Origin of the sequence: Paenibacillus sp. M2 (assembly GCF_046713495.1) — a bacterium.
Classification (GTDB): Bacteria; Bacillota; Bacilli; order Paenibacillales; family Paenibacillaceae; genus Paenibacillus; species Paenibacillus amylolyticus_B.
Map to the genome: position 1 here is coordinate 5,518,691 of NZ_CP169648.1, position 25,629 is coordinate 5,544,319.

General features: G+C 45.4%; 26 protein-coding genes. 12 read left to right on the forward strand and 14 right to left on the reverse strand.

Annotation, left to right across the window (positions count from 1 at the left end; genetic code table 11):
- The first annotated feature begins 19 nt into the window (after window positions 1-19).
- From ACETMN_RS25425 to ACETMN_RS25440, 4 genes are read left to right on the forward strand one after another with little or no spacing between them, the layout of a single operon-like run.
- Window positions 20-1,048, forward strand: coding sequence for an ABC transporter substrate-binding protein (locus tag ACETMN_RS25425; protein ID WP_411735285.1), 1,029 nt, complete (start codon window positions 20-22; stop codon window positions 1,046-1,048).
- 11 nt (window positions 1,049-1,059) lie between these two features.
- Window positions 1,060-1,245 (forward strand): hypothetical protein, encoded by a 186-nt coding sequence (locus ACETMN_RS25430; protein ID WP_105599972.1) that lies wholly within the window; start codon window positions 1,060-1,062, stop codon window positions 1,243-1,245.
- A complete protein-coding gene (locus ACETMN_RS25435; RefSeq protein WP_411735286.1) occupies window positions 1,242-2,618 on the forward strand; it encodes an amidase in 1,377 nt (458 codons plus the stop codon). Before ACETMN_RS25430 ends, ACETMN_RS25435 begins: the two co-directional genes overlap by 4 nt.
- Window positions 2,619-2,637: 19 nt before the next feature.
- Window positions 2,638-3,024, forward strand: a complete 387-nt coding sequence (locus ACETMN_RS25440) for a RidA family protein (RefSeq protein ID WP_091013442.1) — start codon at window positions 2,638-2,640, stop codon at window positions 3,022-3,024.
- A 182-nt stretch (window positions 3,025-3,206) separates the two neighbouring features.
- On the opposite strand, the gene ACETMN_RS25445 is transcribed toward ACETMN_RS25440, so the two are convergent.
- Window positions 3,207-5,264: a methyl-accepting chemotaxis protein gene (locus ACETMN_RS25445; RefSeq protein WP_411735287.1), complete on the reverse strand. Its 2,058-nt coding sequence runs from the start codon at window positions 5,262-5,264 to the stop codon at window positions 3,207-3,209.
- 485 nt (window positions 5,265-5,749) lie between these two features.
- On the opposite strand from ACETMN_RS25445, the gene ACETMN_RS25450 reads away from it, so the two are divergent.
- Window positions 5,750-6,172, forward strand: a complete 423-nt coding sequence (locus tag ACETMN_RS25450; RefSeq protein WP_192133408.1) for a hypothetical protein — start codon at window positions 5,750-5,752, stop codon at window positions 6,170-6,172.
- Between the two features lie 134 nt (window positions 6,173-6,306).
- Here ACETMN_RS25450 and ACETMN_RS25455 read toward each other — a convergent pair whose 3' ends face one another.
- Entirely contained in the window at window positions 6,307-7,470 is a 1,164-nt protein-coding gene (locus tag ACETMN_RS25455; RefSeq protein WP_411735288.1) for an iron-containing alcohol dehydrogenase, read from the reverse strand.
- Between the two features lie 97 nt (window positions 7,471-7,567).
- Between ACETMN_RS25455 and ACETMN_RS25460 the strand changes: the two genes are divergently transcribed.
- A complete protein-coding gene (locus tag ACETMN_RS25460) occupies window positions 7,568-8,524 on the forward strand; it encodes a phosphotransferase family protein (RefSeq protein WP_411735289.1) in 957 nt (318 codons plus the stop codon).
- Between the two features lie 176 nt (window positions 8,525-8,700).
- Here ACETMN_RS25460 and ACETMN_RS25465 read toward each other — a convergent pair whose 3' ends face one another.
- The 4 genes from ACETMN_RS25465 to ACETMN_RS25480 all read right to left on the reverse strand — a co-directional run bounded on the left by ACETMN_RS25465 (window position 8,701) and on the right by ACETMN_RS25480 (window position 13,606).
- Complete coding sequence (locus tag ACETMN_RS25465) at window positions 8,701-9,579, reverse strand: amidohydrolase family protein (RefSeq protein WP_091013430.1); 879 nt, start codon at window positions 9,577-9,579, stop codon at window positions 8,701-8,703.
- The gene (locus ACETMN_RS25470) at window positions 9,566-12,733 is read right to left on the reverse strand and encodes a GNAT family N-acetyltransferase (RefSeq protein ID WP_411735290.1); all 3,168 of its coding nucleotides are present in this window, start codon (window positions 12,731-12,733) and stop codon (window positions 9,566-9,568) included. The genes ACETMN_RS25465 and ACETMN_RS25470 overlap by 14 nt, the downstream gene beginning before the upstream one ends.
- A 238-nt stretch (window positions 12,734-12,971) precedes the next feature.
- Entirely contained in the window at window positions 12,972-13,307 is a 336-nt protein-coding gene (locus ACETMN_RS25475) for a type II toxin-antitoxin system PemK/MazF family toxin (RefSeq protein WP_091013425.1), read from the reverse strand.
- The gene (locus tag ACETMN_RS25480; protein ID WP_017687001.1) at window positions 13,304-13,606 is read right to left on the reverse strand and encodes an AbrB/MazE/SpoVT family DNA-binding domain-containing protein; all 303 of its coding nucleotides are present in this window, start codon (window positions 13,604-13,606) and stop codon (window positions 13,304-13,306) included. The genes ACETMN_RS25475 and ACETMN_RS25480 overlap by 4 nt, the downstream gene beginning before the upstream one ends.
- Before the next feature lie 431 nt (window positions 13,607-14,037).
- Here ACETMN_RS25480 and ACETMN_RS25485 point away from each other — a divergent pair, with 431 nt between their 5' ends.
- On the forward strand, window positions 14,038-14,643 hold the full coding sequence (locus ACETMN_RS25485) for a DedA family protein (RefSeq protein WP_192133401.1): 606 nt from the start codon (window positions 14,038-14,040) through the stop codon (window positions 14,641-14,643).
- A 115-nt stretch (window positions 14,644-14,758) separates the two neighbouring features.
- Here ACETMN_RS25485 and ACETMN_RS25490 read toward each other — a convergent pair whose 3' ends face one another.
- The 3 genes from ACETMN_RS25490 to ACETMN_RS25500 all read right to left on the reverse strand — a co-directional run bounded on the left by ACETMN_RS25490 (window position 14,759) and on the right by ACETMN_RS25500 (window position 17,833).
- Window positions 14,759-15,958, reverse strand: coding sequence for an MFS transporter (locus tag ACETMN_RS25490; protein ID WP_341074270.1), 1,200 nt, complete (start codon window positions 15,956-15,958; stop codon window positions 14,759-14,761).
- A 369-nt stretch (window positions 15,959-16,327) separates the two neighbouring features.
- A complete protein-coding gene (locus tag ACETMN_RS25495; RefSeq protein WP_341073803.1) occupies window positions 16,328-17,365 on the reverse strand; it encodes an ROK family protein in 1,038 nt (345 codons plus the stop codon).
- 198 nt (window positions 17,366-17,563) lie between these two features.
- Window positions 17,564-17,833 carry a hypothetical protein gene (locus ACETMN_RS25500; RefSeq protein WP_411735291.1) on the reverse strand — a complete coding sequence of 90 codons (270 nt, stop codon included), beginning with the start codon at window positions 17,831-17,833 and terminating at the stop codon, window positions 17,564-17,566.
- 301 nt (window positions 17,834-18,134) lie between these two features.
- Here ACETMN_RS25500 and ACETMN_RS25505 point away from each other — a divergent pair, with 301 nt between their 5' ends.
- From ACETMN_RS25505 to ACETMN_RS25515, 3 genes are all read left to right on the forward strand, one after another.
- Window positions 18,135-18,794, forward strand: a complete 660-nt coding sequence (locus ACETMN_RS25505; RefSeq protein WP_411735292.1) for a hypothetical protein — start codon at window positions 18,135-18,137, stop codon at window positions 18,792-18,794.
- 382 nt (window positions 18,795-19,176) lie between these two features.
- Window positions 19,177-19,788 (forward strand): TetR/AcrR family transcriptional regulator, encoded by a 612-nt coding sequence (locus ACETMN_RS25510; RefSeq protein WP_411735293.1) that lies wholly within the window; start codon window positions 19,177-19,179, stop codon window positions 19,786-19,788.
- A 383-nt stretch (window positions 19,789-20,171) separates the two neighbouring features.
- Window positions 20,172-21,494: an amidohydrolase family protein gene (locus ACETMN_RS25515; protein ID WP_411735294.1), complete on the forward strand. Its 1,323-nt coding sequence runs from the start codon at window positions 20,172-20,174 to the stop codon at window positions 21,492-21,494.
- A gap of 76 nt (window positions 21,495-21,570) precedes the next feature.
- Here ACETMN_RS25515 and ACETMN_RS25520 read toward each other — a convergent pair whose 3' ends face one another.
- Together ACETMN_RS25520 and ACETMN_RS25525 are read right to left on the reverse strand one after the other, a co-directional pair.
- A complete protein-coding gene (locus ACETMN_RS25520; RefSeq protein ID WP_411735295.1) occupies window positions 21,571-21,777 on the reverse strand; it encodes a type II toxin-antitoxin system HicB family antitoxin in 207 nt (68 codons plus the stop codon).
- 119 nt (window positions 21,778-21,896) lie between these two features.
- The gene (locus tag ACETMN_RS25525) at window positions 21,897-22,490 is read right to left on the reverse strand and encodes a YdeI/OmpD-associated family protein (RefSeq protein WP_091020236.1); all 594 of its coding nucleotides are present in this window, start codon (window positions 22,488-22,490) and stop codon (window positions 21,897-21,899) included.
- Between the two features lie 261 nt (window positions 22,491-22,751).
- Here ACETMN_RS25525 and ACETMN_RS25530 point away from each other — a divergent pair, with 261 nt between their 5' ends.
- Window positions 22,752-22,976, forward strand: coding sequence for a hypothetical protein (locus ACETMN_RS25530; protein WP_091020237.1), 225 nt, complete (start codon window positions 22,752-22,754; stop codon window positions 22,974-22,976).
- A gap of 13 nt (window positions 22,977-22,989) precedes the next feature.
- Complete coding sequence (gene yidD, locus ACETMN_RS25535) at window positions 22,990-23,496, forward strand: membrane protein insertion efficiency factor YidD (protein WP_411735296.1); 507 nt, start codon at window positions 22,990-22,992, stop codon at window positions 23,494-23,496.
- Window positions 23,497-23,538: 42 nt separating this feature from the next.
- On the opposite strand, the gene ACETMN_RS25540 is transcribed toward yidD, so the two are convergent.
- The 3 genes from ACETMN_RS25540 to ACETMN_RS25550 all read right to left on the reverse strand — a co-directional run bounded on the left by ACETMN_RS25540 (window position 23,539) and on the right by ACETMN_RS25550 (window position 25,602).
- Window positions 23,539-24,015: an EVE domain-containing protein gene (locus tag ACETMN_RS25540; RefSeq protein WP_411735297.1), complete on the reverse strand. Its 477-nt coding sequence runs from the start codon at window positions 24,013-24,015 to the stop codon at window positions 23,539-23,541.
- A complete protein-coding gene (locus ACETMN_RS25545) occupies window positions 24,012-24,581 on the reverse strand; it encodes a DinB family protein (protein WP_411735298.1) in 570 nt (189 codons plus the stop codon). The genes ACETMN_RS25540 and ACETMN_RS25545 overlap by 4 nt, the downstream gene beginning before the upstream one ends.
- Before the next feature lie 73 nt (window positions 24,582-24,654).
- A complete protein-coding gene (locus ACETMN_RS25550; protein ID WP_091020243.1) occupies window positions 24,655-25,602 on the reverse strand; it encodes a helix-turn-helix transcriptional regulator in 948 nt (315 codons plus the stop codon).
- Between the last annotated feature and the right edge of the window lie 27 nt (window positions 25,603-25,629).

A 25,629-nucleotide genomic window follows, 5' to 3' on the forward strand; every position in this document is an offset into this window, starting at 1 on the left:
TAAAGGGGCCTGATGACTTATGCGTACATTCAAAAAGATAGCTATCCTAGCAACGATGACGGTGATATTGACCACACTACTCATTGCATGCGGAAGCAATGCTACAACACCTGCGAGTGGCGGAGGTACATCCAGTAGTGAGGGGCAAGATGCTACGAAGGTGGATAAAATCATGGTGTCCGAGGTGTATCACAATCTGCTCTACCTTCCGCTCTATGTAGCGAATAACCAAGGATTCTTAAAGGAGAATCGCATTGAGCTAACCTCCATCCGTGCTGCCGGAAGTGGACCAACAGCATTGTCTTCGGTCATCTCAGGCGAGTCTGCATTCTCCTTCCACGGTCCTGAGCATGTCGCATTCGCGAATGCAAAGGGCGGCGATGCTCGCTCACTGGTCCTTCTGTCCGGCAGTGCTCCTGTTTGGGCGGTTGCACGAGAAGGAGTAACGGTGGACTCAACAGAGGATTTCAAAGGTAAAACCATTGTTGTAGGTTTGGCACCTACAAGCTCCAACAGCTTACTGCGGAAGCTTTTCGCTGACAACAACATTGATATCGACAAAGACGTGACGATCACCGAGGTTCAGAATGGCTCCGAGCTTGGTGCTGTATTAGCCGGCAAAGCCGATATTGCTATCGTCTACGAGCCTCAGTTAGATCAAGGCATTGCAGAAGGGCTGCATATCGTCCATGATTTCACGAAGGATTATCCTGACTTCGCCTTTGCAACGATGAATACAACCGCAAGCTTCATTGAGGACAATCCTGATCTCACCCAGCGCTTCGTCACCTCCATCGAGCAAGCCCTGGACTATATTCAATCCAATCCTGATGGTGCCAAAGCAGTCGCTGTGAAGGAGTTCCCCAATCTGGACAAAGAAGTCGTGGAACAAGCCGTACAACGTATGATTGACAGCAAGGTATACCCTGCTGAGGGGCTCATCAACGAATCAGCTTTTAACACCGCAATCGATATGCAGCGCTTCATCGGCAATCTGAAGGAAGAACTCGCTTACGAAGATATTATCGATTCAAGCTTCACCAAATAGAGAGAGAAAGGGTGATTACTCTGAAACAGGACGACTATCTCACACACCGCCGTACGGAAAATGCGAAATACACGAACGGAGTTATTACGAGCGAGGAGCTTGATCTATTTACAGCCGACTTGGAGCTGATTCGAGGTTTCAAGTTGCCAGAAGAAGTCGGCCCCAATGCTCCGCATAGGAGGGTGCCTCTGCGATGATTACGAAACCACTGAACGAACTGACGATTACGGAAGCCGCAACATGGATTAAAAACAAGACGATATCTCCTGTTGAGCTTACAGAGTCCTATTTGAAACGAATTGAGAATGTAGAGCCTGCTGTGCAAGCCTTCGTTACGGTCACCGCGGAACAAGCATTGCAGGCCGCAAAAGAGTCTGAGCGTAAGCTAATGAATGGCAACTATCTCGGCCCTCTGCATGGCATTCCCTATGGAGCCAAAGACATTATCCATACCGCTGGCATACGCACCTCGGCTGGATCTAGTACCTATCCTGACTTCGTACCAGAGACGAATGCTACTGTGATAGATAAGTTACACGCTGCGGGCGCTATCCTGCTCGGCAAGACAACAACGACGGAATATGCCTTCCAGGGAGGAGAAGCACCAACCCGCAACCCGTGGAATCTGGAGCACACCCCAGGTGGTTCCAGTTCAGGCTCCGCCGCTGCTGTAGCTGCTGGTATGGCCTCCTTCACTCTCGGAACTCAGACCTTTGGATCTCTGCTCAGACCCGCAGCTTACAATGGATTAACCTGTATGAAGCCAACTTACGGCAGGGTTAGCCGTAACGGTGTCATCACAGCCAGTTGGAGTCTGGATCATATTGGCGCCTTCACTCGATCCTCACAAGATAACGCGATCGTTCTGGAAGCGATGGCCGGGCAGGATGAGTTGGACCCCTTCACACTTCCTCACGGCAAGCCAGACTTAACAAGCGCTCTTGAGCATCCTATTTCGGGAATGGTGATCGGCCTGCCGAGCAACTTCTTCGAGACCGATGAACCGGCGATCTTGTTAGCTGTAGAGTCGGCACTCGCTGTACTTGAGAAGCTGGGCATGCAATGGAAGAAAGTTGATCTGCCTTCTTATATGGAAGAGACCATTGCTGCTCATCGTACGGTTATGCGGGCAGAAGCTGCCGCCTTCCATCAGGAACGCTTCGCAGAAGCCTCTGATCGTTACGGTCACACGATGCGGGAGCAGCTTGAGCTTGGATATCAGACGAGTGCCGTTGATTATTTGCAGGCACAGCGCATTCGAACGATATTCCGCAGCGAGATGATGATGCTTTTCGATGAAGTGGATGTGTTATTGACTCCATCAACGCCGTATGTGGCCCCCTATGGCTACAAGACCGGTAGTCCCATTTTCAACGGACCTTTTACCAATACAGGGCTACCTTCCATTACCGTTCCCATTGGGTTTGATCCTTCCTCAGCAAAGCCATTACCTATCGGCATGCAGCTTGCTGGTCCACTCCTGAGAGAAGACCGCTTGTTGTCCATCGCCCATCATTATCAGCAGGCTACGAACTGGCATCAGTTAACACCCAATATACACCCTCATTAGGAAAGGAATGATAACTACTATGTCTACCATCATACATGCCAGTACAGCACCCAAGTTCCCACTTCCTTTCTCCCACGCTGTCCGTGCAGGAGATATGGTCTACGTTGCAGGTCAGGTAGGCGTTGATCCACAGACCCTTGAGCCTATCGGCGGCATTAAGGAGCAGACTGAACAGTGCATTCGCAATATTGAGGTCATCCTGCAAGAAGCCGGACTTACACTGGATCATATCGTGAAGGCAACGACTCATCTGGCACGAGTGGAGGATCAGCCCGAATACAACGAAGTATATGCGCGAATGATTAAGCAACCCTATCCCGCCCGTATTACCGTATTCAGTGGGTTAGGTCCTTATTTAATTGAAATGGAAGTGCTGGCGTATGCGCCATCCATTCGAGGAGAGTAGCACATCACAAAAGAGCACCTGAAGACATAAATGGCTACAGGTGCTCACATTTTTGAAAAGCCCGGTTCTCTTTTGAGAAACGGGTTTCTTTCGTATTCATTTAACTATGCAAACTGAAGAAATTCTACGCTGTGTCTCACAGACTAGCTATACTGCTTCTCACTACGCAGGTGGCTGCTATGCTACTTTATTTTGAAGCGGGATGATTCCTCGGCAAGTTCTTTGGTCAGTCCATCAATTCTCTGCACCATATCTGCCAAATGTTCTGTCATACCGGACTGCTCCTGCATCGTCGCTGTGACTTCTTCCACAGACGCGGATACTTCTTCACCAGAAGCGGACAGATTCTGTGCAGCTCCAATGACGTCATCCTTATCACGTTCAATGGATTCGATCTCAGTAGCAATAGCCTGAACCTGGCTCATCATCTCATTCATATTCTCAGTGACAAAATTGAATGTCTCCTTGGTCTGGCTCACACTGCTCTTATGCTGCTCCGCAATCTCCTCAATAGCCTGAACACTTCGGTTATTCTGCTCCACGTGATTAATTGTCTGCATGACAATTCGGTTGATATCCTCCGATTGCGCTGTCGTCTGCTCTGCCAGCTTGCGAATCTCGGAAGCAACCACGGCGAAGCCGCGCCCTTGCTCACCCGCTCTTGCAGCCTCAATGGAAGCATTCAACGCAAGTAATTTCGTCTGATTCGCAATTTCGGCAATGGTACCTGTAATCTGGTGAATGCCCGAGGAGCTTTCAGCGAGTTGCACTGTAATTTTGGAGATGTTGCCAACTTCGATCTCGTTCTGCCCGTTCACTGCAATGAGCGCATCAATAACTTCATGATTATTTTTGAATGCATCCGTAATTTCATCTGCCTTGAGCATAACGGACTGCGACATCTCATTCACGTTCTCAATCTTGTTACCGACATTCATGAATTTATCAACAATGGATTCGGTATCGTTCGCCTGGGACTCCATAGCTCGTGAAATCTCAAATGCTGTTGTCGTTGTTTCAGCAATAGTGGTCGAGGTTTGCTGAGTGGACTTTTCCAGCTCGGATGTACTTGTTTTCAGGATGCCGATGGAATGGTTCATGCTGGAGATCAGCTGTTTGTTCCCCTCGGCCATCGTGTTGAAGCTATCTGCCAATACTTTAAATTCCCCACTATACTTCCCTTGTGCCTGTACAGTAAGATCTCCTCCAGCCAACTGTTTAAACAACAGTGTGATTCGGCTAATCGGTCTGGTTACCAGTTGCGAGATCAGGATGCCTGCAATGATCGACACCGCAATAGCACTGAACAGAACAATGTACATTTGATTCGCCATACCTGTCAGCGGCTTCTTCACATCTTCATACGTATCCTCCACAATGACAGTCCAATCGGATTTCGGAATTTTGGAATAGAACACTACTTTTTCCTCCGTGCTCGCCTCCCCTTGTTGCAACTGCTCATTGGCAGGCAGATCAATCAGCGACTGATACTCAGAGGAATTCATCTTCTGACCAATCATTTTCTCATCTGCTGAATTAAATATAACCAGGCCTAAACGATCCAGAATAATAACTTTTCCCTCTTCGTTAATCTTGACGTTCTGTAACTGGTTGACGAAAAATGAAGTCGAGGCAGTCGTCGCAAGCACGCCTTTCACTTCTTTGTTATCACCGTAGATCGGCATCGCAAAGACGGTCCCCAGCGTTCCAAGAGATTCGGAGATCACACCTTCGCTGACATAGTTGTGCCCTTGAAGTGCCTGCTGAAAATACGTGCGTGTGGCACGTTCCCCGCCGACCACTTCGGGATTGTTTGCTGCAACCACAACGCCTTCCCGATCCAGGAGAATTAGAACGCTACTGCCCTCCATTCCTGTCAGGCTATCTGCCAATATGCCATTGGCCTTGTTCACCAGTTCGCTATTTTCCGAAAAAAACGCGTCATCACTCTGTCCTGCTGTATCTCGAATCTCCAGTAAGTCTTGGAATGTCCGATGTGTTGTGATTAGAAACGTGGACTGCTCCTCCAGACTTAGTGAAGTAAATAAACCTGCTCCAATCCGGTCAGAAGTTGACTGGATCTCATCCTTGCTTTTGTCCAGTGTGATCTCTTCTGCCACTTTGTAACACAGTACTGCCGTCACGGCCAGTACGATGCAGACCAGAATACTGATCATCATTGGCAATTTGAACCGAAAAGACATGTTGGTCAAGCGTTGCCTCGCTTTTGCAAATAACATGAATACATTCACCATCCATCCTCATTCTTGTTGGGCTCCATATAATATGGGATAACTTTATATCGGTTGTTATTAAATAAACGTCCAGTATGGAAAACGCTTTCAAAAATATTTTCCTTATTCTTTGGAAGCGGATATCTGTAGGTCCAAGATCGGTGTTGACGATTGGAAAATGTAGACTTTGGGTTAATACAAAATATGACATCAACCTCGATTAATGTCTGTAATACATATCGTCCCCCGGTTCTGACCATCGTATGGATCACAAGACGAAGCTATAAGCTAACCATTACGTTCATGAGCCAGACTCTATTGTTTGACATTGTGTTCTTTCAGAATTTCCATGTCTAGTTTCACATCTTCATGTTGCTCTGTCTGTTGCTCCACAAGCCCAGCAAGGTGTATCTGAAGCAGGAAGCTCCTTCGCGAGATGACAACCAGGAGAATCTGAGGTTATAGGTTCGAAGTAGAAGAGGAGTAGTGGTATGGTAAAAACAGCTTTACCCACACTTTTAAATGTCGTGCGCATTTTATTGAGTGTAAAATTGATCTACGTGATGGTGTCCTTTATTGTGTTCCTCATCGATTTTAACCAGAATATGGAGGCCTATCTTGCTTTCTCACGCAAAGGAGATGATCTGGCTTACGCCTCTGGCGTAATCGTAGGCAGAATGTTGTTTATGATTGGACCAAGCCTGCTCGCCGTTATATTCATTACCAAGAGAAAGTTCAAGCTCACCGTCACATTTCTAAGTTTGGCGCTACTTGTTGCTATTTCCAATGAAAGTAACCTGTTTATCCTGATTCATCTCTTCGCCCTGCTCATCGTGCTCTTGCACCGTCCAAGCAAGTTGTATCTGAAACGGATGTATACTGGTGGCAATGATGAAGCGGTTGAACAATCTTAAAGTGCTCGCAAGATATGAATCTGGAATATACCGTTGAAGGTACAATAGATGATGTTAAAATAAAAACAAGGACTTTCCTCAGTCGTACAGGAAGGTCCTTGTTTATTACATTCACTATATAAGTGAATTTCCAATTACAGTGCGGCTTGATAGATTTGCACGACATCTTCACGCTGCAATTTTTGGAAGAATCCGAACGGGCCGAATCGCATCGCTTTATCAGCCATCGCGTCAATCTGACTATCGTCGATGTCATAGTCAGCCAGACGGCTAGGGGCACCGATCGAAGTCCAGAAATTACGCAGGGCTTCGATGCCTTCTTCAGCCACTTGTTTGTCTGACTTTCCATTAGGATTGATATCAAATACATTTACAGCCATACGTTTGAATCGATCTACATCCACATCCAGATTAAGCTTCATCCAGTGTGGGAACAGTATGGCGAGGCCACCCCCATGAGGAATGTCATACACGGCTGACACAGCATGTTCTATATTGTGAGATGCCCAGTCTCCAGCAAGCCCCATATTCAGAACATCATTAAGCGCCATTGTTCCACAGTAGAGAATGGTTTCGCGCAGTTCATAGTTTTCCGGATCTTTGATCAGACGAGGGGCAGTATCAATGACGGTACGAAGAATCGTCTCACAGAATCCAAGCTGAACCGGTGTATTGGTATCCAGATGGAAATAATGTTCAAACACATGAGACATCATGTCCACCATACCGTATACCGTCTGATCCAGTGGTACGGTGTATGTGTACTCCGGATCAAGAATGGAGAACGCTGGGAATGAATACTCGCTGAACCATGCCCATTTCTCCTGCGTATCCTGATTCGTAATCACTGAACCGTTATTCATCTCGGAACCTGTCGCTGCCATCGTCAGAATTGTACCCAGTGGAAGTCCGCCTTGCGGAGTTGCTTCTCGCACAACAACATCCCACATGTCTCCATCGTATTTGGCCCCTACTGCGATGGCTTTAGCGCAATCAAGTACACTGCCGCCGCCAACCGCAAGAACAAGATCAATATGATGTGTTCTGCATAACTCTACACCTTTATGAACCGTAGACAGCCGCGGGTTCGGTTCTACACCAGCCAGTTCCGTCACCTCTGCTCCAATCTCATTCAACTGGCTGATCACCTGATCGTACAGCCCGCTGCGTTTGATGCTTCCACCACCATATACAAGCAAAATACGCTTTCCGTATTTTGGAACTTCGGTCTGTAGTGCTTGAAGTTGCCCTTTGCCAAAAATCAGCCGGGTCGGATTATAAAACTGAAAAGATCTCATTACGTATGTTCCTCCAAAAAAGTCTTAAATTTTGTGCATCCACCATTATAGTTCTCTTTATTCGTAAAAACAAATACAGGCAAAAAGGAGATGACAGATGAGTATGGAGTCTCTCACATTACAACAACTAATAAAACAAACCATTCATCAATATGTATCCTCGGATGTTCACATTCAAAGTATTAAAAGTAACCCTGTCGGTGCGGGATCTCAAGCCGTTGAATTGCTTCGACATTATATTCAATTTCTTATAAATGGAGTGAACAAGGATATTTCTCTCGTGACCAAGAAGGCCACGTTTATTGAATGCTCTGCCTTGTCCAGATTATTTTTACAAGGAGCAAATGTACCTTATAGTCTAACCAATGAACTTCATAACAAGGATCGCAGCCTGATCTGTATCCAGGATGTGGACTACCAAACCGATTATAGTCATTTGGATATAAATCTGCTTCAGAATAAAGAATTACGAGCATTGGCTTACATACACGGAACGAATATGGGGGCAAAAAAAGAATTGCCCTGGATACCTAATGTGGATCGATCTCATATCGTTGATATGATCGAAACTCGTTGGAGACCTTCTTGGAAAAACGCCATAGAAAGTCCACCATTCATTGAGGAATTTGGATCGACGCTCATTAGGGAGATTGAAGCTGTAGCAAGTAGCATCATAAATGATCTTGAAACTCTTATTGAGGACGAACATACGCATACGCTGATTCATAATGATCTGAATCCCGGCAATGTATTGGTATATAACAATGAGGACGTTTATTTTATCGATTGGGAGGAAGCAAGGTATGGCTCCCTGTTCTTCGACATCCCTCTGCGCTGTGCACATATGAGACAAGTTGAGATCTATCGAGAGGCTCTTAGTTCTCAAGGATACGATATTCCACAAAATCAATTTGAAAAGTACTTCTCCTCGGCATCCCGATATCTCGGAATTCGTTATATGAGTTGGAACCTTGGAGTTTGGCAACACTCCCCCCAAGCCAAAGACGACTTAAAAAAGTATATGAAAATGGTGACTGAACCTTTGTTCTCCTGATCCCTTCATTTCAGATCGGACGTAAGATAAATTCAGTTTTCCTGAAACCAAAAAGCTCCTGCCAGCAAAGTGGCAGGAGCTAACACGGCAGGAATTCAGCGTGAACATCGCATGCTTTCTTGAATGACATACACGGATGATATTCCCTCAAATATTAAAGTTTCATTACTTCCCTTTTAACCCAGATCAGCAATCCGCTGTCCAATACGTGGAAACAGCCCAAAGGCATTCTCGTAGAAGACTTTATCATGATGCTGTTCCGGTACAAGTCGACGGACAAACTCGGCATACAGGTCGATAGGGGCAAGCGGCCAATCCGTGCCAAACAGCATTTTCTCGTAATGATCCGAGTAGACCAAGGCCCGGCGGAAATGATCCATGAACAAAGGCTCGTTCATGAAGCGTTCAAAATGAGGCCGATCCCCCACCACCAGACCGGACAGATCCGCATACACATTCGGATTCTTCGCCACCACTTCAGCTGCATCCATCACCCAGGGATCACCCAGATGACAGATCATGAAGTTCACGCCACGTTGCTGAAAGGCCAATTCATCCACGGTCAGTGGATGCGAATACTTGAGCAGCCCGTTCATGGAGTACGTGTCTCCTGTATGAATCACGACAGGCAGGTTGTACTTGGCTGCAAGTTCATAGACAGGAGTATAGATTTTGTCATACACATAGTGATGATAGTATCCGGCATAGAGTTTGATTCCGGCTACTTCAGGGGATTGCAGTCTAGCTTCAATCCGGTCGAGCTCGTCCTGAGCATTTTTTCCATCCAGCGCATTGGGATTGATGCCCACGCATTCCATGAGAAATGACGGAACCTTCACTTCCAAATCAAGCCCCATCGGGTTGGGGGAACTGGAATCCGGGAACGCTCCCTTCGTCTGCTCCGTAACCCCCATTCCAATGCCCAGAATGACATCGTTTTTATCAAACTCCGCTTTAAGACCTGCGGCTGAGTAATCCACTTTGGAGAGATCAACCGCTGTTCGGTGAAAGCTGTCGATGTCCGACAGATGAATGTGAATATCAATGATCGACATGTGAAGCCTCCTTTTCATCGGTAGAAGTTGCAAAATTCAGTTTCAGAAGGTCATGCACATCCGCTGAACTCAGCGGGATGGGTCCCAGGACAAGATAGGTCGGTTCCGTCCAGACCGTCTCCCCGTGATGAAGTGTCAGATGATGATTCACGTGCAGACCCGTCACCTGATTGTTGGCAAAAGCCCATGCACTTTGATTCGGGTAACGTTGGACCGCATGCAGCATGATTTCACGCGAAACCGATCCGACTCGCAAAAGGTCTTCAAGTGGCAGGCCTACATCCACCTTGCCTAGCGGGAATCGATCTTTGCCCGGTTGTTCGATCCAACCTTCTGCAAATACAGATGAAGGCTGGAGGAAACGTTCCTCCGCAAGCGAGTAATCCGTCAGCGTCAGGCCACTTTCGTTTGTCACCGCAAGCAACGTGCAGAGCACAGGAACACCCGGCAGCATCAGATAATGCTGGTGGATTATGATTCCCCGATTCGCTTCATGTTTCTCAATCCGGGTGGTCAGTTTAATGCCCTTCCAGACGTTACCGTATTGATCCTTCTGCTCTGTCCAGGAAGCGACTCTCTGTTCCAACTGGCGGCTGAAACCATTCATGCCCGGGATCGCCACTCCCAGTCCGCCGTACCACGGATTCCACCACGAGCGTGGAGCCGGTTCAGGGTACGAGCTGTCCAGCCATTCTTCTCCTGCAACTTTCAGAGAGTGTACTACACTGCCGAAGTCTGGAGCAACGGCGATCGACAATACGCCATTGTCTACGGTGTACACAGGTCCAGTTGAACCTTCATCAAGTGTTTGCTTCACCTCTGTTCCGCTCTGCGGGAACCAAAGAGACGTTCGTTCCTGTATCCGATCTTCGCCCCGATAGACCCCACGAACTTTCCAACCACTCACGTGCTGGTGGCGGTCCACTTCATCTGGTGAAAATGTCAGCTTGGCGGAGTTTAGATTCTGCTCCGGATTGAATTCCTTCGCTTTTGCCATAACCTCCGGTTCACTACCCTGCTGTATATACAGCTCCAGCTTGCCCGCAAGCGGAACCAGTTTATGTTCAGTCAACGTTGCTTGCAGCACATCCGGGGCAAATGGATTTCCCTCACTGAGTGTCAGATCCAGATGACTATCCAGCAATGGAATGACCGGGTTATGCTGTTTCCGTGCAAACGCACGGAAATCATGCCATTTGGCGAACGTGTTCAAAGCATATACAGTTGCTTTTGTCCGCACAACGGCTCCTGCGGGAATACGGCCAAGCTCATGCTGCAACCCCAGCGTGTATTCCGGACGAAGCAACTTCAGAGAAGGGTCCCAATAGATGCCGCTGGCACCATACTCCTCCTTACAGAACAGCCAGTTCTCCGTGATTTGGGCGCTGTCCCAATGGCTCGGATCGCCAGCGTAAGAATCTCCCATATCCACAAAACGATCTTGGTACGGGAGAATTAACCTGCTACCATAGAACCCGAAGTTATTCATTAGATACAGGTCCTCTTCCCAGGCGGTATCTCGTGTATTCTCAACCTCGTGGTGGAATTCGGCGATTCCATTCGCAGACAGCTTGACCACGGACTTAATCTGTAAACCCGGGAAGTCCTCCGAGTCATACAGCGCTTCAAGAACCTGACGTTCCCCTTCGGGATAAATATTCACTTCTTTGGCTTGTTTCTTGGATAACTCTTCGGCAAACGGCTTACCCAGCTTCGGATAAGTCCACCAGAATGAATGACGGGAACCGGGATATTCAATCCACATGTTATTATCTTGCTTGCTCATATGAATGGAGAATGCGCCGTTGACGGCCACCCATTGATCTTCAATCTGCCCGCCATATTTGCCTTCAATCCCCTTCATCAGGACAGAAATTTTGCTTGTAAAAGAGATCGCATGGCTCCCCACGGGGACAGCCGTCACTTCTACTTCTTGGAAATATAGACCATATGAACGCAAGGTGAAGGGTACTGGCACAGACACTTTGCCTTTGGCAGGTGCCGTAAAGCGTATCGAACGCTCCGCCCATTCAAGGAACTCATCCTCAGGCAGGTTCAGGCTGAACTCCGTTTCTGCATCCACATTATTTTCCACATTCAGAATTAACTCCGCCGGGATACCTGGATAGAGCTCCTTCACGGGCAAAACAGTCTTGATCTTGGCCGGGAATTTCGGGGCAATACCTAACCTGAACTCCGCTTTCTTACCACCGATCAACCATGTGCTGGCAACAACGGGATGGGTCTTATTGTTATTCTGTTCCTCTGTAATCGGATCAAGGTGAAACTCACCTTCCACGGTAATGGTTTCTCCCGGAGCAACTGCTCGTGCAACGTCTAGCGCAAATCGAATGTTTTTGTTATCCTGACCCTTGATTTCGATCGCCAGTTCAGACGCAGAAGTGTTCTTAATGCGATAGCGAACCTTATAGCTAGAACCGAAAACCAGATCATGATCATCGACCTCTGTAGCGATTTCGTAATCCGGTGTTTCGAGGGCAGTCAGCCCGCGACCCGACTTTTCAAACTCAGCCCTCAGGGAGACCTCTCCCTTTTCCCACGTATAGTCAAAGAAATCAAACCCACGCTCCCGTCGGCCATCCGGCTCGACGACAAGTTCACGCGTGCTGTCTGCATACCAATCCAGCTCCTCGAAATATGGAGCGAGTGCTTCGGTCTGCAAGATGGTGGGAATGAAATTCATCAGATGCACATTCTCATCTTTTTTCTCCCAGAAGAATCCGCATTTCTTGTACATCGGTACAGCCTTCGTATTGCCTGCCCATGTGAACAGATCCAGGCGGGGCCATCCAGCCTCTACGGTCTTGCGCACAGCATTTAGGATCAGGTTGCGTCCGACTTTGTAACCGTGATAGTCGGGGCGTACGTTAAGCAACGGTACATATAACGCTCTCTCGTCATAACGGTAGTGAGCAAAACTGCAGAAGCCAACAACCTCTTTCCCATGAACGGCTAGAAATGCGTGAAGATTGGACGAACTCTCCATCTCGCGGCGAACCGTTTCCTCTGTTCTTAGGTTGGTGCCACCTCCCCAGCTCTCATTACTGCGGTTCCACATATCCGCGAGTGCGGCAGCGTAAGTGGGATCGTATTCAATAATGTGAATTTGATCGATAATCGAAGTTACGGTCATGTTCTGATCTCCTTCTCTGTATGTATAGGATGTTGAAGAAGCTAGTGATAGTCTTATCATACTATAATTGGAAGCATTTTCAGAGGATTAAAAATCTTTCTTATCAACTTATAAGTGCCTTTCGGAAGCTCTTATCCGAAGCGTCAAGGATGGACGAAGCTATTTAGATGTGAAAGAAAAAATCCACGTCTTTTAGTTAGACGTGGATTTAGGAATATGACCAGCTACTAATTTTCAATTATGCCAATATAGAACGGACATTGCGTAGAACTGATTTCATAAATTCAGAGGTTGGTTCGGCATGCCCCGCAATTTGGATACGTCGTTGCCGCACATCAAGACTCTTCAACTGATCCGTCAAAACAACACCTGAAAATGGCAGGTCTTCTGGTAGTGTAACTTCAAAAGGATAATCCTTGGCTTGGCTGGTTATGGGACATACAACGGCAAAACCCGTTATTTCATTGAATTCAAGTTCCGATAGAACAATAGCCGGTCGTCTCCCGGCTTGCTCATGACCCGCTTGAGGATCAAAGTCAAGCCATATCAGATCGCCTCGCTTGGGAATAATCAAAGTAACTCGTTCCCTTCAGTGCCAAAGTCTATTTCTTCATGTCTTGTATCCTGTTTCACTTTAGAGAGTAACGTCTTTAGATGGTTACGAAGTTCCTCATTGGACTCTACAGGCTTGGTTTTTGGACGCAACAACAATTCATTATCTTCTGTCACCAAAATCTCGATTTCCGAGCCTTCTTCCAGATTAAGACGCTTAAGCAATTGGTTAGGAATACGAATTGCACTGCTATTTCCCCATTTGCTAAGTGTGGCTGTAGTCATGGCAATCCCACGCCTTTCGTTTGATTGATGCTCCAATTATACCTCACCTCCCTACAGTTGTATATCTATATGATATACATGAAACAATAAAAGGATACATTGTATTCAACCATAATATGTATCTGGTCGATAATCGAAGTTTCGGTCATGTTCTGATCTCCTTCTCTTTATGTACAGGATGGTGAAGAAGCTAGTGATAGTTTTATCACGCTATATTTGGAAACATTTTCAGAGTGTTATATTGGTGTCAGGGGCAGGGTGATATGGAGTTCATCTTGTTCGAAGACCGACCGCCTGCTCAGCGCATGTCGAATGAGATATCGCTTATGTATGACCTAACATATCCCGCCGTGACGGGCTTAATCGGATATGCGTGTGAGTTTTGACAAGCTCTATTCGCTATTGTTACTCTTGGTATAGGAGTGTTTCTAAACTATAAAAAATAGATAGATTTGTGGAGGGAAAGCATGACGGAGTGGATCACGCAATTTATACTTTTTTTCAAAGACTTGTCGTACGCAGGTCTCGTTATTGCCTTGTCATTTGAATTCGTACCTGCTGAACTCGTGCTGCCCATGGCGGGATATTGGGTGTACCTTGGAGATATGAAACTGTGGCTGGCTATCCTGGCGGGTACCGTAGGTGGAACGTTTGGCCCTCTGACGTTATATGCCCTGGGACGGTACGGCGGCAGACCTATGGTCGAAAAATACGGCAAGTATTTCTTGATTAAACCTCATCATCTGGACGCCTCCGATACGTTCTTCGAGAAATATGGCAGCGGGGTCGCTTTCTATGGCCGTTTTGTACCTGGCATTCGGACCGTGATCTCCATCCCTTGCGGAATGGCGAAGATGAACGTGTTCAAATTCAGTCTCTTTACATTCTTGGCCATGCTTCCGATTACCTCGTTGTACATCTACTTAGGCTTCAAATTGGGCTCTCAATGGGAGCACGTGGATGAGATTGTTAAGCCTTATATCGTTCCAGCAGCGGTGGTTTTCTTGGGTGCTTTTGGATTGTACGTGCTTTTGAAACGTTGGAAAAGAAGAGCGGCTTTGAACAAGTCATAGGAGTTAGTTAAGATACTAGTGATAGATGATATACCGTACTAATCTACTCGTATATTCATATGCAAAGCCCCACCGATCATGTCGATCAGTGGGGCTTTATCGTTTCAATTGCTTTCTAAATCAATTCCTGCCTTCTTTTCAAATACACATACAACACTACGCCAGATCCCGCACAGATCACTGCACATAAACCGATGAATCCATATCCCGCCTGAAGTCCGCGCAGCAGCCCCAACTGAGTCGTTGAACCGTATATATTCTTCACCCCTTCAATGACCCAGCCAATCACATAGTTACCGATGACACTGCCGACCCCCATCAAGGTAACCGTGAACGTAATCGCCGTGTCACTGCCGTTCGGATATCTGCGTGCGATAAATGCCATCACTGTTGGATAGATCATCGCTATACCTGCACCCGAGATGGCAAAGAAGATGGCGAGCCCCTCTCCTCCCGCAAGCGCAATGAACGTACAAATGGCCGAGAACGCAGAGAAGATTATAAGCGACAGTACAAATCCGATCCGGTCCGTTAGAGGACCCAGCAGCAAACGTCCAAGCGAGAACGTAAGGAAGAATGCTGACAGTAACCCCGAAGCTTTCACCGTGTCCCACGTATAGGCTTTCTCCAGAAAGTTAACGAGCCAACCCCCAACCGCCAGTTCCGATACCACGCCAAAAGAAAGAATGAGCACCATCAGCCAGATGGCTGGATCACGTGTTAAGTTCTTGAGTGAGGTCCGATCTTCATGAGGAAGATCATCCCCCGGAAATTTGCTGCGCAGTGCCGCAATGATCGGCAGCAGACAGAGCGACAACATCACCAGATACATGCCGCGCCAGTCCAGTACATGTCCGAACACGCTCAACGACATCACCCCTGTCGCCAGCAAAGGCGCCACCGTTGAACTCAACCCATAGAAGAAATGGGACAGGTTCATCATCGTACCTGTGTTCTTCACAAAGATCCGCGCACCCAGAATCGCCAAAGCAATCTCCAGCATGCCGTTACCGATGTACATGAAGAAGTACGATGAAGCAAAGAGCGGATAGTTATGAGACATGTAAATGAACACACCCGAAAGGATCATCGATGCAAATGAAATGATGCTAACCGCCTTGATGCCCCATTTGCGTACCAGGATGGCGGTAAAGGAGCAGGCGATCAGATACCCCAGTGCATTCAGGGACAATAACGTCCCGAGCTGTTTTTCGTCCAAATTAAAATCGAATTGAATGCGCGGAATGGCTGGTCCCTTAATATTTTCCGATATGCCAAATACGATAAATCCCAGAAAAATCGTTGCCAATTGCATGGCGTACAGCTTGTTGAACTTTCGTTTGTTCCCTTGTGTACCAGCTTGTTGATTCAAAATAAGTTCCTCCATTGTGTCTATATAAGTTGAAACAAGGGTCATTAACTTGGACACTCCGATGACAGAATAACCTTCTAATCGCTGTTATCCCCATATTTTTTGAATTCCCTTCTCCAAAGGGAAAATCTTGGGATAAGCGTATGCTTTCGATGTAACTTTCTTTCAGAAAGCTTTTAGGCGACCGCTCCGCTTCTCCAGGTTTTTTCTGTCCTCTCCGTTATCTGTTTAATGAAATAGTTCATTTTATATAACAGGGTTACTACAACTTATCTGTTCTGAAGAGAGATCATCCTTCTGATCAATATCCCTTTACCACTGCTTCTCAACCACCTGAATGCGGTAGGTCAGGCTTTCTAGCGTTACCGCGACTAGTCCTGTCACATATTCTCGCCGAGTGTCTCTTTGGATGATTAACTCCGGCATATGCTCCTGTGGGATCAGGTGATCCAGACAGCCTTGTAACAGGTCATCCCGCATAGCCGGGTCCATTGTATCGCCCGTAACGACAATCGCTGCCGGGTTAATAATCGCAATGATGGAGATCAGCGTCTTTGTGACGAGTTCCTGCAACCCTTCTGTCGCTTTCAACATGCGCAGTTGCTCTTCCCGTGACACGCCAAAAGGTAAAAAGGACACCTCGCCCCCAAATTGCGTGTTCCCGGTCAGCGGACGACCATCAATGATAAAACCTGCACCCGGAAAATGGTTCTCCGGAAACGTCACCACCGCGAAGTTCTTCTCTTCCTCAAACTGTTGCTGGTTATACAGTCCGTAGACCGTCAGGTTCATATCGTTGCCAATGACCACTTCCACGTCTTCATATTGCTCCTTAAGCCTTGGCCCGAGCGGCTGATACATCAGCTCCGGTACGTCGCAAATTCCAATCACGCCGTTGTGCGCCACCCCAGGTATGCCAATACCAATCGCCTGCACATTGTGGTGTTGTTCGATCAAGTTTGCAATCAGATCCTCTACCACCACTACATTGATCTCATCCAAAAAGAGTGTCTGTTCGTCGGCCATCTCTCCGTTCAGATTGGCATATGTATGTGTGATCGAGTGAATTCCGCCCTCTGTTCGAATAATCAGGCACAGTACGCTGGCGTAATCCGCATTAAACTGATATCTACTGGCAGGTCTTCCCCCACTCGATTCATCCGGTCCCAGATCAATAATCTCACCCGTTTGGAGTAATTCGTTCAGGATCGTGCCGCATGTCGCTACGCTGAGTTTGGTCAGGTTCGCAATGGAAGCCTTTGTGCCTACGCCAATGGATCGGAGCGTATTCTTCACAAGTTCAACGTTAATGCGCTTCACCTGTTGGGTGTTGTGTGATGTGGGTAACATGGTAAGTTATATGCCTCCTTTCGTTCATCTCGAACCATTCAATGAATGTTTTTAAAAGTATTTTAATAATTGAAGTGTAGGGGGATTTAGGAGGAAAGTCAATGCTTATTTGGGAGCGAAAAACGTTTGGATGGAAAGGAAAAAGGACAGTTCAAGATCATCTAATTTGATCCTGCGCTGTCCTTTAGTTAAGGTGGTTTATGTAGACTGGCTCATTTGATTTGCCAAGATGCTCTTCTCCAGACGGATTTTAAATAACTTTCGGTTCAGATCCTGTTCCATGGCATGTAGGTGATATGCAGCCTGTTTCACTGTGTCCATGTGTAGCACTCCTGCCTGCTTCGCAATGATGTCCATAGCGTCTAGGATGAGTTTGTTGCATGTGACCAGTTGATCGACGTAATCGTCTTCTTGTCGGACTAGTTGTGCGTACAGGGAAGACAGGTCTTCGCTGTTGGTACTTGTCATGTTAACCTCTCCTTTTTTAATGAGAGGGTAACATATCACTAGAAAAGATGTGGTACGTGAGAACGTACCATTGTATTCCTATTCGCATCATTGTTTATTTACAGTAATCATATATTTGACTGAATTTATAGTAATCTTTAAGTTTTGCCTGCTACACATGCGGCTTTATGAAGTATTATTATTATAGATTTCCAACATAAGAATCATTAATTCAGTTTTTATATAAATATGTGAAACATTCCTAGAAGTTCCACTGTCTAATTATTGGAAAGAACATATATTTAGATTGGAGGTTAGCTTTATGAATAAAAAATTAGTTTTTTCAACAGTCATACTCTCTTTAATGGCAGGTGGAATGATTTACTCAGGTACACTTGATCAAAGGAATTCAGGGTCAGTCGTTAATGGGGATGCTCAGACTTCAGGACCTATAAATAATCAAGAAACGGATGAAAAGAAAACCTTCAAAGGTCAACTAGAGGTATTTCCCTTCGAGGATGGGGTTAAACAAGCAGATTTAATTGTCAAAGTAGTATTACGTGAAAACCTTGGTGAACTTACCGAACCCGTGCCTAAAAGTATATTTAATGCTCAAATTCTAAGTACACAAAAAAGTGACCCTACACTAGTATCAGAAACTATTAGTATCATGCAACAAGGTAATCGTGAAGTCTTGTTTAATGATAATCCGCTATTCCAAGAAAATGAAGAATATATTCTATTCCTGAAAAAAGCTGTTGGTTCTGTGGCAGAAGAATATCCAAACCTTTATTGGATACTGGGTGAAGAGACTAATATGTATAAAAATATTAGAAATAACACTGTTGAAAAATTAGGGTATATTGACAAAGAACTTAATGATGTTGAGAACAACCATACTTTAAATCTCAATGAAACGACTAACACACAAGTGCTCAACGAAGAAGCATTCATTAAGAAAATAGAATCAGTAACTAAATAATTATTAACAAAGAGAAAGAAATGGGTTATAGATTATGAGAAAATTCCTAGTAAAGTTGTCGATAACTTCTCTTCTTTTATGAACTCTTGTTCCTATAAATGCATATGCACATAAGTCTCCTAATACTTGTCACTCGAATGGAGAATCTTCTGGATACTCTGTTGATTGTAACAATCATCAAGGTTCTTCAAGTTTCACTTATAAAGCTGCTTAATTTTTCTTGTATTCGAGTCCCACAATATAAAAAATATCCACTTAGCTACAACTTAGATAGCATATTTGTTACATTATTGTTGGCATTTCCTCCCCCTATTTGACACCCCTCTAAAAAATGCTTATCCTAATAACGAATCACCCATTCACTATTAAGGAGTCGTTCCCGATGGTGCAAGCCAAGAAAGACGAAGTCAGGAAAGAGATTGAATACGCGGCGCTCAAGGTCTTTTTTGAAAAAGGCTATGTGGATGCCAAGATGAGCGATATCGCCGATGAGATCAATATTTCCGTAGGCAATATCTATACTTATTTCAAGAACAAGAAAGAATTATTCTACGCTGTCGTGCCGCCGGATCTGGTGGATTATTTGAAAAATGTGCTGGTGGAGACGATTCACTTTGATAACCAGACCTTGTTCGAGGAAACGGATATCGAGCGAAAGTCAGCGTTATTGCAGGAACAGGTGGATGTATTACGTAAATACCGGAATCAGATTGTCATCATCTTCGAAAAGAATAAAGGCACCATCTACACCAACGCCAAGAATGAGCTTGTCGAGCTGATGATTGAAACCAAGAAAGCCTATCTGAAGAATCAATATAAACGTTATGAGATTGGCACGGAGGAAAACATGATCCTGTTGAACATCCTCGCACACAACGTTATCGACATGAACTTAGATCTATTGAAGCGGGATATGAGTGAGGACAGCCGGAAGCAAATTTTCGAAGCTTTGTATGTATACAGACTGTACGGCATGAAGAGTCTCAACGAATAACGCTCCATCTCATCATTTATGCCGGGTAGACAAAGCGTGCAGATCAGGTCATCTTCACTTGGTTTGCACGCAAAAAAAATCTAACATTAAGTCGCTCTATTTTTTTGATCCAAAAATGAATTGATTATTCATTTTTAAGTTGGATATTTAACATTTACTAAACTATTTAAGTTGAACCTACATTTACACGATAACGGAGAGGACAGAAATAACCAGAGGAAGCGAAGCGTTCGCATTTATCACCGGATTTCCCCTAATAAGAGGGTATCAAAAAAATCTGGGGATAACAGCGATCCGAAGGTTGTTCTGTCATCGGAGTGATAAGTGTACATACCCATCATTCAACTTATATAGCTTCACCCACCATTCTAAGGAGGAACAACATGAACACCGCTTACGCATTAAAAAACGTCCTTCTGATCCACGGCGACTCAAGCCGCAATCTGCAAAAAAACATGACCATTCTCGTCAATGAACAAGGACTTATTCAGGATATCGGCCAAGATCATGAGCTGAATATCCCAAGTCACTACACAACAATCGACCTCTCAGGAAAATACGTAATGCCAGGACTAATCAACGCCCATGTACATCTCTTTGCAGATGGTAAACCGTTCAGTCTCTCGGTTAGTGAAGGCTTGTTGCAGTTCGCATATGATCGAATCCTGAACACGAAACTCGGCAGAAACGTTTTGAAAAAACGTATGAAACGCAACGCGCTGACCGCACTCCATGCGGGTGTGACGACGATGCGCAGTGTGGGGGAATTCTTTTACACCGATGTCCAGCTGCGAGATGAGATTAATAACGGCAACTTTGTCGGTCCTAATCTGCTTGTCTCCGGGTTTTTCCTAAGTGTCACGGGCGGACATGGTGCTCCATTCCTCGCTCTGGTGGGCGATTCTCCGTGGGAAGCACGAAAAAATGTACGGCTGAATGTGAAACACGGTGTGGATCTGATCAAAATCTGTGTGACGGGTGGCGTGACGGATGCGAAAATGGTGGGCGAAGCTGGTCGTTTACAGATGACGGTGGAGGAAGTTGCAGCGATCTGCGATGAAGCGCATAAGATTGGCCTGCGGGTGGCAGCGCATGTGGAAAGCACGGAAGGTGTACGCGTTGCGTTACAGGGTGGCGTCGATACGATCGAGCACGGTTCGGAGATGGATGACGATATCATTCGTTTGTACAAAAATAATCCCAATGCCCTGAATGGCTACACCGCACTCATCCCCACCCTGCAAGCCGCTTATCCATCCGCCTCACTGGATACCAGCGTAACGAAGGTCAGTGCAACGGTAAAAGAGAATTCCAGACTCGTCTACGATTCCATGCTCAAAGGCGTCAAGCAAGCGATCGAAAACGACATCACCATCGGGATTGGCACCGATGCCGCCATGCCTTATGTGACTCACTATGATATGTGGAGAGAGATGGACCACTACATGAGACAGGCCGACCTGAGCAACAAACAGGTCATCGACATGGTAACTCGAACCAATGCGAAGATCTTAGGCGTTGATGATGTAACAGGGACGGTGGATATCGGGAAACATGCTGATCTGATTATGATGGAGCAGAATCCGCTGGAACATATTGAGGCCTTGTCAGACATCTCTATGGTCATGGTCAAGGGAAATCTAATTCAAACACCATCTGTCACAAGAATCCAAGAAGTCGACGATGTTCTAAACTCAGTTTGGTGAATTCAGATATATAAACATAGAGTCGATCAGTACTACGTAATATTGGCTTCAATTAAATACGCTTTATCTTTAGAGTTCATAATTCAAGCATTATGCTTTGAGGTGGCGGAATATCTTCAACAGGTTCTCCATCCAAAAATAATTCTAGTGCTTCTTTCGCCATCAATAATGCTTCTTCAACTGAATCGCCACAGGTGATACATTCAGGCAAATCAGGAAATGTAACATTAATTCCATCCTCAGCAAAATTAAAGATTGCGTAGTATTGGTAAGTTCGAATCATACGGGACACCTCCTGTTATCTTCATTTCAGCAAAAACAGCAAAAAAGCCTTTCGGATTATATCTGAAAGGCTTTCAACTCGTTTAACTCTTCATTTCCCTTAAATATATAGTTATAAGATTAATCATTCAACCCTTTACCCTCCAGGATCGGCTGCATGTACTTCTCGATTCGTGACACTTTTGTTTTGGATTGCTTCGGTTGTGAGAAATAATAGAGATAGGCCCGCTGCCGTCCGGGTGTCAGTGCTTCAAATGCATCCCGGAAAGCAGGGTTCTCATCGAACTGCTGTTGAAGCTCCTCGGGAACGCTATATTCGGCAGTCTTTTTCATTTCTACTTGCAGTCCGGCCTGTTCCACTTCAATCGCTTGCTGGATATAGGCTTTGATCATAGCCTCCTGCTCCACAATCTGCTCCAGACTGGTGAAGCGAAGCTGGCGCTCTGCCTGTACATTTTCCGTTTGCTGGACCAAAATGCCATGCATATCCTTCAGAAGAGCACCTTTGAAGAACAGAATGGCTACGTACTCTTTGAATCCATGGATGAGAACGATGTTCTTCCCATCGAGCATGTAACAAGGGTGCATCCACTTCATATCCTCTGTCAGGTCAAAATCCCGAATAATCTCTCTCAGCTTCGTGGATTCTTCCTTCCACGATTTAAGTTTCTTTATATAGCCGTCAACTTTGCGATTTCCACTTGTTTCTGTCATGGAGAAGTACCTCTCTTTATCTCATGTTATTATAGGTTCAATTGTACTGTTTTTCAGTGGATTGTACAGCGTTGCTTACAGAGCTTTTATTGACTTTTCCACTTGAATTTAAACCTTAATAGCAATAAAGACCATCCTGTTAGATGGCCTATAATTTAATCCAATCTCATCTAATAAGTTTCAATCGACAGTTCACCATACACATAGTAAAATAATGGAATGTCTATTGTCATAATTCCAACATATGAAAGGATGATCTAAATGAGAGAGTACACAGTTGTTCCAGGTCCCAAAAATGTTCAAGTAAACCGAGGTGATACTCAGGCTGCTGTTAATTTATTTGCTGATATCATCAATCACAAAGCACAATCCGGATGGATCTATCAATCCATGGAGTCGCTAGCCGTTACCGAGAAGCCCGGTTGTCTCCAGCAACCCGTTACAACGCATCATTATATGCTGATTTTCTACAGAGAGATGCATTAATCGCACAACAATCATGAGAAACTCAGAATCTGAGGAACTGATATATAATAACATGCCATCCGAAGAAGAACTTATTAGACTCTTACATACACATCATGAAGAAAACGACCCTCGAAGCAGTTTCTATATAAGAACTCATGTTATTCCAGAAATCGATTGGTTGAAGTCTTTACTCAACGTTACACTTGCACTATTCACAGGACTAGTCATCTCTATGATCTGTTTCTATCTTCTGAATCTATTCATTCCAGTAAATGCTTTGCTAGGTGCCCAGATTGTTTTCATAGCAAGTATGTTTTTCATAGTTCTACGACGTGTTAGAGCAATCCTGATATGGAGTATTAGAATTTATCAACGTTTTGCCCCCATTGAAGTGAGGAACAAATGTCGTTTTGAACCAAGCTGTTCTGTGTATATGATTCAAGCTATTGAGAAATACGGGGCGATTAAAGGTCTTTCCTTGGGCATTCATCGTCTTCGCAAATGTAATATCAACGGTGGAGGATATGATTATCCATAAAGCAAAAAGGTCCATAGACAATCTATGGGCCTTTTCGTTTAGTTAACATTTCTGGCTTAAGCTAATATCCAGTAGTGACTGTGTCTCATCTTCCAACATGGAGGAAGCTATCATCATGAAGTCTTCAGCCCCAATCTCAAAGTGACCTTTACGAAATGGGAACCCCCAATTGCGATTCCCGCGCGTAAAACTGAGTTGGTCTAACAACGTTGCGATCTTTACTTCTCGACATGGAAGATAACGTAGATCTCGGCGAAAGGGTACAAATGATTCCGACATCTGATATTGGTAAACCCTGTCGTCGATAATCTGACCAATAGCGGTAAAAGCCTGAAGTGGCTTCCCTGTTGATATCTCTGTACGTGGAGAATAGTATATCATCCAGTCACCCGGGGACATCTGTCTCAACATCGCTGACTTACCATGGCAAAGCTGCGCAAACCCTCCCTCTACGGCTACATTCACATGAGAAGCTGATACAACACCAATCCAATATCTACTGTCCTGATTTGGTTTCATAGATACATCCCATTCCCTTCTCTCGTATACATTTCCAGATTCGATATCAATCGATCCAATTGTAAAAAATGATGTCTGTAGTGCATTTCTATCAACAAAAACCACTCCTGTGCGTTTAGAGCGCCAAGCCTTGGATGACGTATTTTGTTGTTTACCGATGCTTGGTTTACAAGAGGTTCTGTACTCCTCATCCGCTCCACAACCATGTGAAGACCATCGATCAACGAATCCTTGCTCTCGGGTGGTTGCGGGGTGTACTGAGGGGAAGCAGGTACTTTAACGGGAACGGGAGGGAAGTGTCCTGATTCAAACACTTGCCTACCCAGTTCCGTTTTTTCCTCATCCGAGTTTAACGCCGAATCCTTGCTGCTCAAACACTGCTCTTCAACATTATGAAGATGCATGAAACGCGCTGATTGAATCAAATGTACATACATCTGTCCAATGGACCATTCCTCCTCACTCTGTTTTCTATGTAAGCTATCCATATCCAATTTGTTCAGTTCTGCCAAATATCGTTCTACTGCAGTTTCCAATGATTTCAATGCTTCCGTTGTACTTCTCATTCTTCAACCCACTCCAATTCCTCTTGATCTGTGATATATCCAAATATAAAAAAACACTACTGACAGGTGTATGTCAGTAGTGTTTCAAGATGTTTTTGGCGACTTCCTGCATTCGAAAGCGTAAAGATTCCGGCTCCAAGACCTCGATATCCCCACCCCAGCCAAGCAAATAATGCAATATTTCCTCCGGATAGCGGACACGAAAATGAAAAACCACACCATCCTCTCGCTCCTCAAATGCATCCATATAGAAATGAAGGGCCTCCATAATTTTGTCAGCAATCTCAGGTTTAGCCCGAATGTATACGTGTTCGTTACGGTCGTCAGGAGGTCGATAACTGTTTAGATCAAAATCAGGGGGCAAATGGAAGTGCTCCTCCAGCTCTGAAAGTTCAGTCATGCGTGACAAACGAAAATGACGAATGTCTTGCCTTAGATCACAACGTGCGATCAACACCCAATTTTCCTGAACCAGCGAGAGACCATAGGGTGAAACCTCACGCATGTTATACCGATTGCCATCCGATCCCGCCATTTTCTTCAGGTACATAAAGCTGATCTTACGTTGCTCCAGAATGGCATTCCGTATCTGGTTAAGGTATGTTTTAACCCTTGTTCGGGTTAAGGGTTCAACCGTATGAAGCAGTCGCATCGTTTCCCGAACACGCGTGGATTCGTTACGAACGGCTTCTGGTAAAATCGCTTCAATTTTCCGTTGAGCCGACTTAGCCTCCATAGCGTATTCTGTATCCAACCTCTGTTCGATAAAATCTGCTCCCATGAGCAGGGACACGGCTTCTTCTGCGGTGAAGCTTACCGGGGGCAGAAAATATCCTTCCATGAGGGAATACCCATGACCCGGCGCTCCCATAATCGGAACACCAGCCTCACTTAATGCCTGAATATCTCGATATATTGTACGTACACTTGTCTCAAATTGAGCCGCTAAATCTTCTGCTCTTAACATCTTTCTTCGCTGCAATTCAAGCGTAATCGCAAGCTGCCGCTCCGTTTTGTTCATTTTTAAGCCCCCACCGTTTCATCATCC

What these genes read in the sequence shown, in the direction of transcription:
- ACETMN_RS25515 (WP_411735294.1), top strand. Translation starts at nt 20,172, where the DNA reads ATGAACACCGCTTACGCATTAAAAAACGTCCTTCTGATCCACGGCGAC.
- ACETMN_RS25540 (WP_411735297.1), bottom strand. Translation starts at nt 24,015, where the DNA reads ATGAAACCAAATCAGGACAGTAGATATTGGATTGGTGTTGTATCAGCT.
- ACETMN_RS25510 (WP_411735293.1), top strand. Translation starts at nt 19,177, where the DNA reads ATGGTGCAAGCCAAGAAAGACGAAGTCAGGAAAGAGATTGAATACGCG.
- ACETMN_RS25550 (WP_091020243.1), bottom strand. Translation starts at nt 25,602, where the DNA reads ATGAACAAAACGGAGCGGCAGCTTGCGATTACGCTTGAATTGCAGCGA.
- ACETMN_RS25450 (WP_192133408.1), top strand. Translation starts at nt 5,750, where the DNA reads ATGGTAAAAACAGCTTTACCCACACTTTTAAATGTCGTGCGCATTTTA.
- ACETMN_RS25445 (WP_411735287.1), bottom strand. Translation starts at nt 5,264, where the DNA reads ATGTTATTTGCAAAAGCGAGGCAACGCTTGACCAACATGTCTTTTCGG.
- ACETMN_RS25505 (WP_411735292.1), top strand. Translation starts at nt 18,135, where the DNA reads ATGAATAAAAAATTAGTTTTTTCAACAGTCATACTCTCTTTAATGGCA.
- ACETMN_RS25495 (WP_341073803.1), bottom strand. Translation starts at nt 17,365, where the DNA reads ATGTTACCCACATCACACAACACCCAACAGGTGAAGCGCATTAACGTT.
- ACETMN_RS25490 (WP_341074270.1), bottom strand. Translation starts at nt 15,958, where the DNA reads ATGCAATTGGCAACGATTTTTCTGGGATTTATCGTATTTGGCATATCG.
- ACETMN_RS25455 (WP_411735288.1), bottom strand. Translation starts at nt 7,470, where the DNA reads ATGAGATCTTTTCAGTTTTATAATCCGACCCGGCTGATTTTTGGCAAA.
- ACETMN_RS25440 (WP_091013442.1), top strand. Translation starts at nt 2,638, where the DNA reads ATGTCTACCATCATACATGCCAGTACAGCACCCAAGTTCCCACTTCCT.
- ACETMN_RS25500 (WP_411735291.1), bottom strand. Translation starts at nt 17,833, where the DNA reads ATGACAAGTACCAACAGCGAAGACCTGTCTTCCCTGTACGCACAACTA.
- ACETMN_RS25470 (WP_411735290.1), bottom strand. Translation starts at nt 12,733, where the DNA reads ATGACCGTAACTTCGATTATCGATCAAATTCACATTATTGAATACGAT.
- ACETMN_RS25460 (WP_411735289.1), top strand. Translation starts at nt 7,568, where the DNA reads ATGAGTATGGAGTCTCTCACATTACAACAACTAATAAAACAAACCATT.
- ACETMN_RS25425 (WP_411735285.1), top strand. Translation starts at nt 20, where the DNA reads ATGCGTACATTCAAAAAGATAGCTATCCTAGCAACGATGACGGTGATA.
- ACETMN_RS25520 (WP_411735295.1), bottom strand. Translation starts at nt 21,777, where the DNA reads ATGATTCGAACTTACCAATACTACGCAATCTTTAATTTTGCTGAGGAT.
- ACETMN_RS25465 (WP_091013430.1), bottom strand. Translation starts at nt 9,579, where the DNA reads ATGTCGATCATTGATATTCACATTCATCTGTCGGACATCGACAGCTTT.
- ACETMN_RS25485 (WP_192133401.1), top strand. Translation starts at nt 14,038, where the DNA reads ATGACGGAGTGGATCACGCAATTTATACTTTTTTTCAAAGACTTGTCG.
- yidD (WP_411735296.1), top strand. Translation starts at nt 22,990, where the DNA reads ATGAGAAACTCAGAATCTGAGGAACTGATATATAATAACATGCCATCC.
- ACETMN_RS25525 (WP_091020236.1), bottom strand. Translation starts at nt 22,490, where the DNA reads ATGACAGAAACAAGTGGAAATCGCAAAGTTGACGGCTATATAAAGAAA.
- ACETMN_RS25530 (WP_091020237.1), top strand. Translation starts at nt 22,752, where the DNA reads ATGAGAGAGTACACAGTTGTTCCAGGTCCCAAAAATGTTCAAGTAAAC.
- ACETMN_RS25545 (WP_411735298.1), bottom strand. Translation starts at nt 24,581, where the DNA reads ATGAGAAGTACAACGGAAGCATTGAAATCATTGGAAACTGCAGTAGAA.
- ACETMN_RS25435 (WP_411735286.1), top strand. Translation starts at nt 1,242, where the DNA reads ATGATTACGAAACCACTGAACGAACTGACGATTACGGAAGCCGCAACA.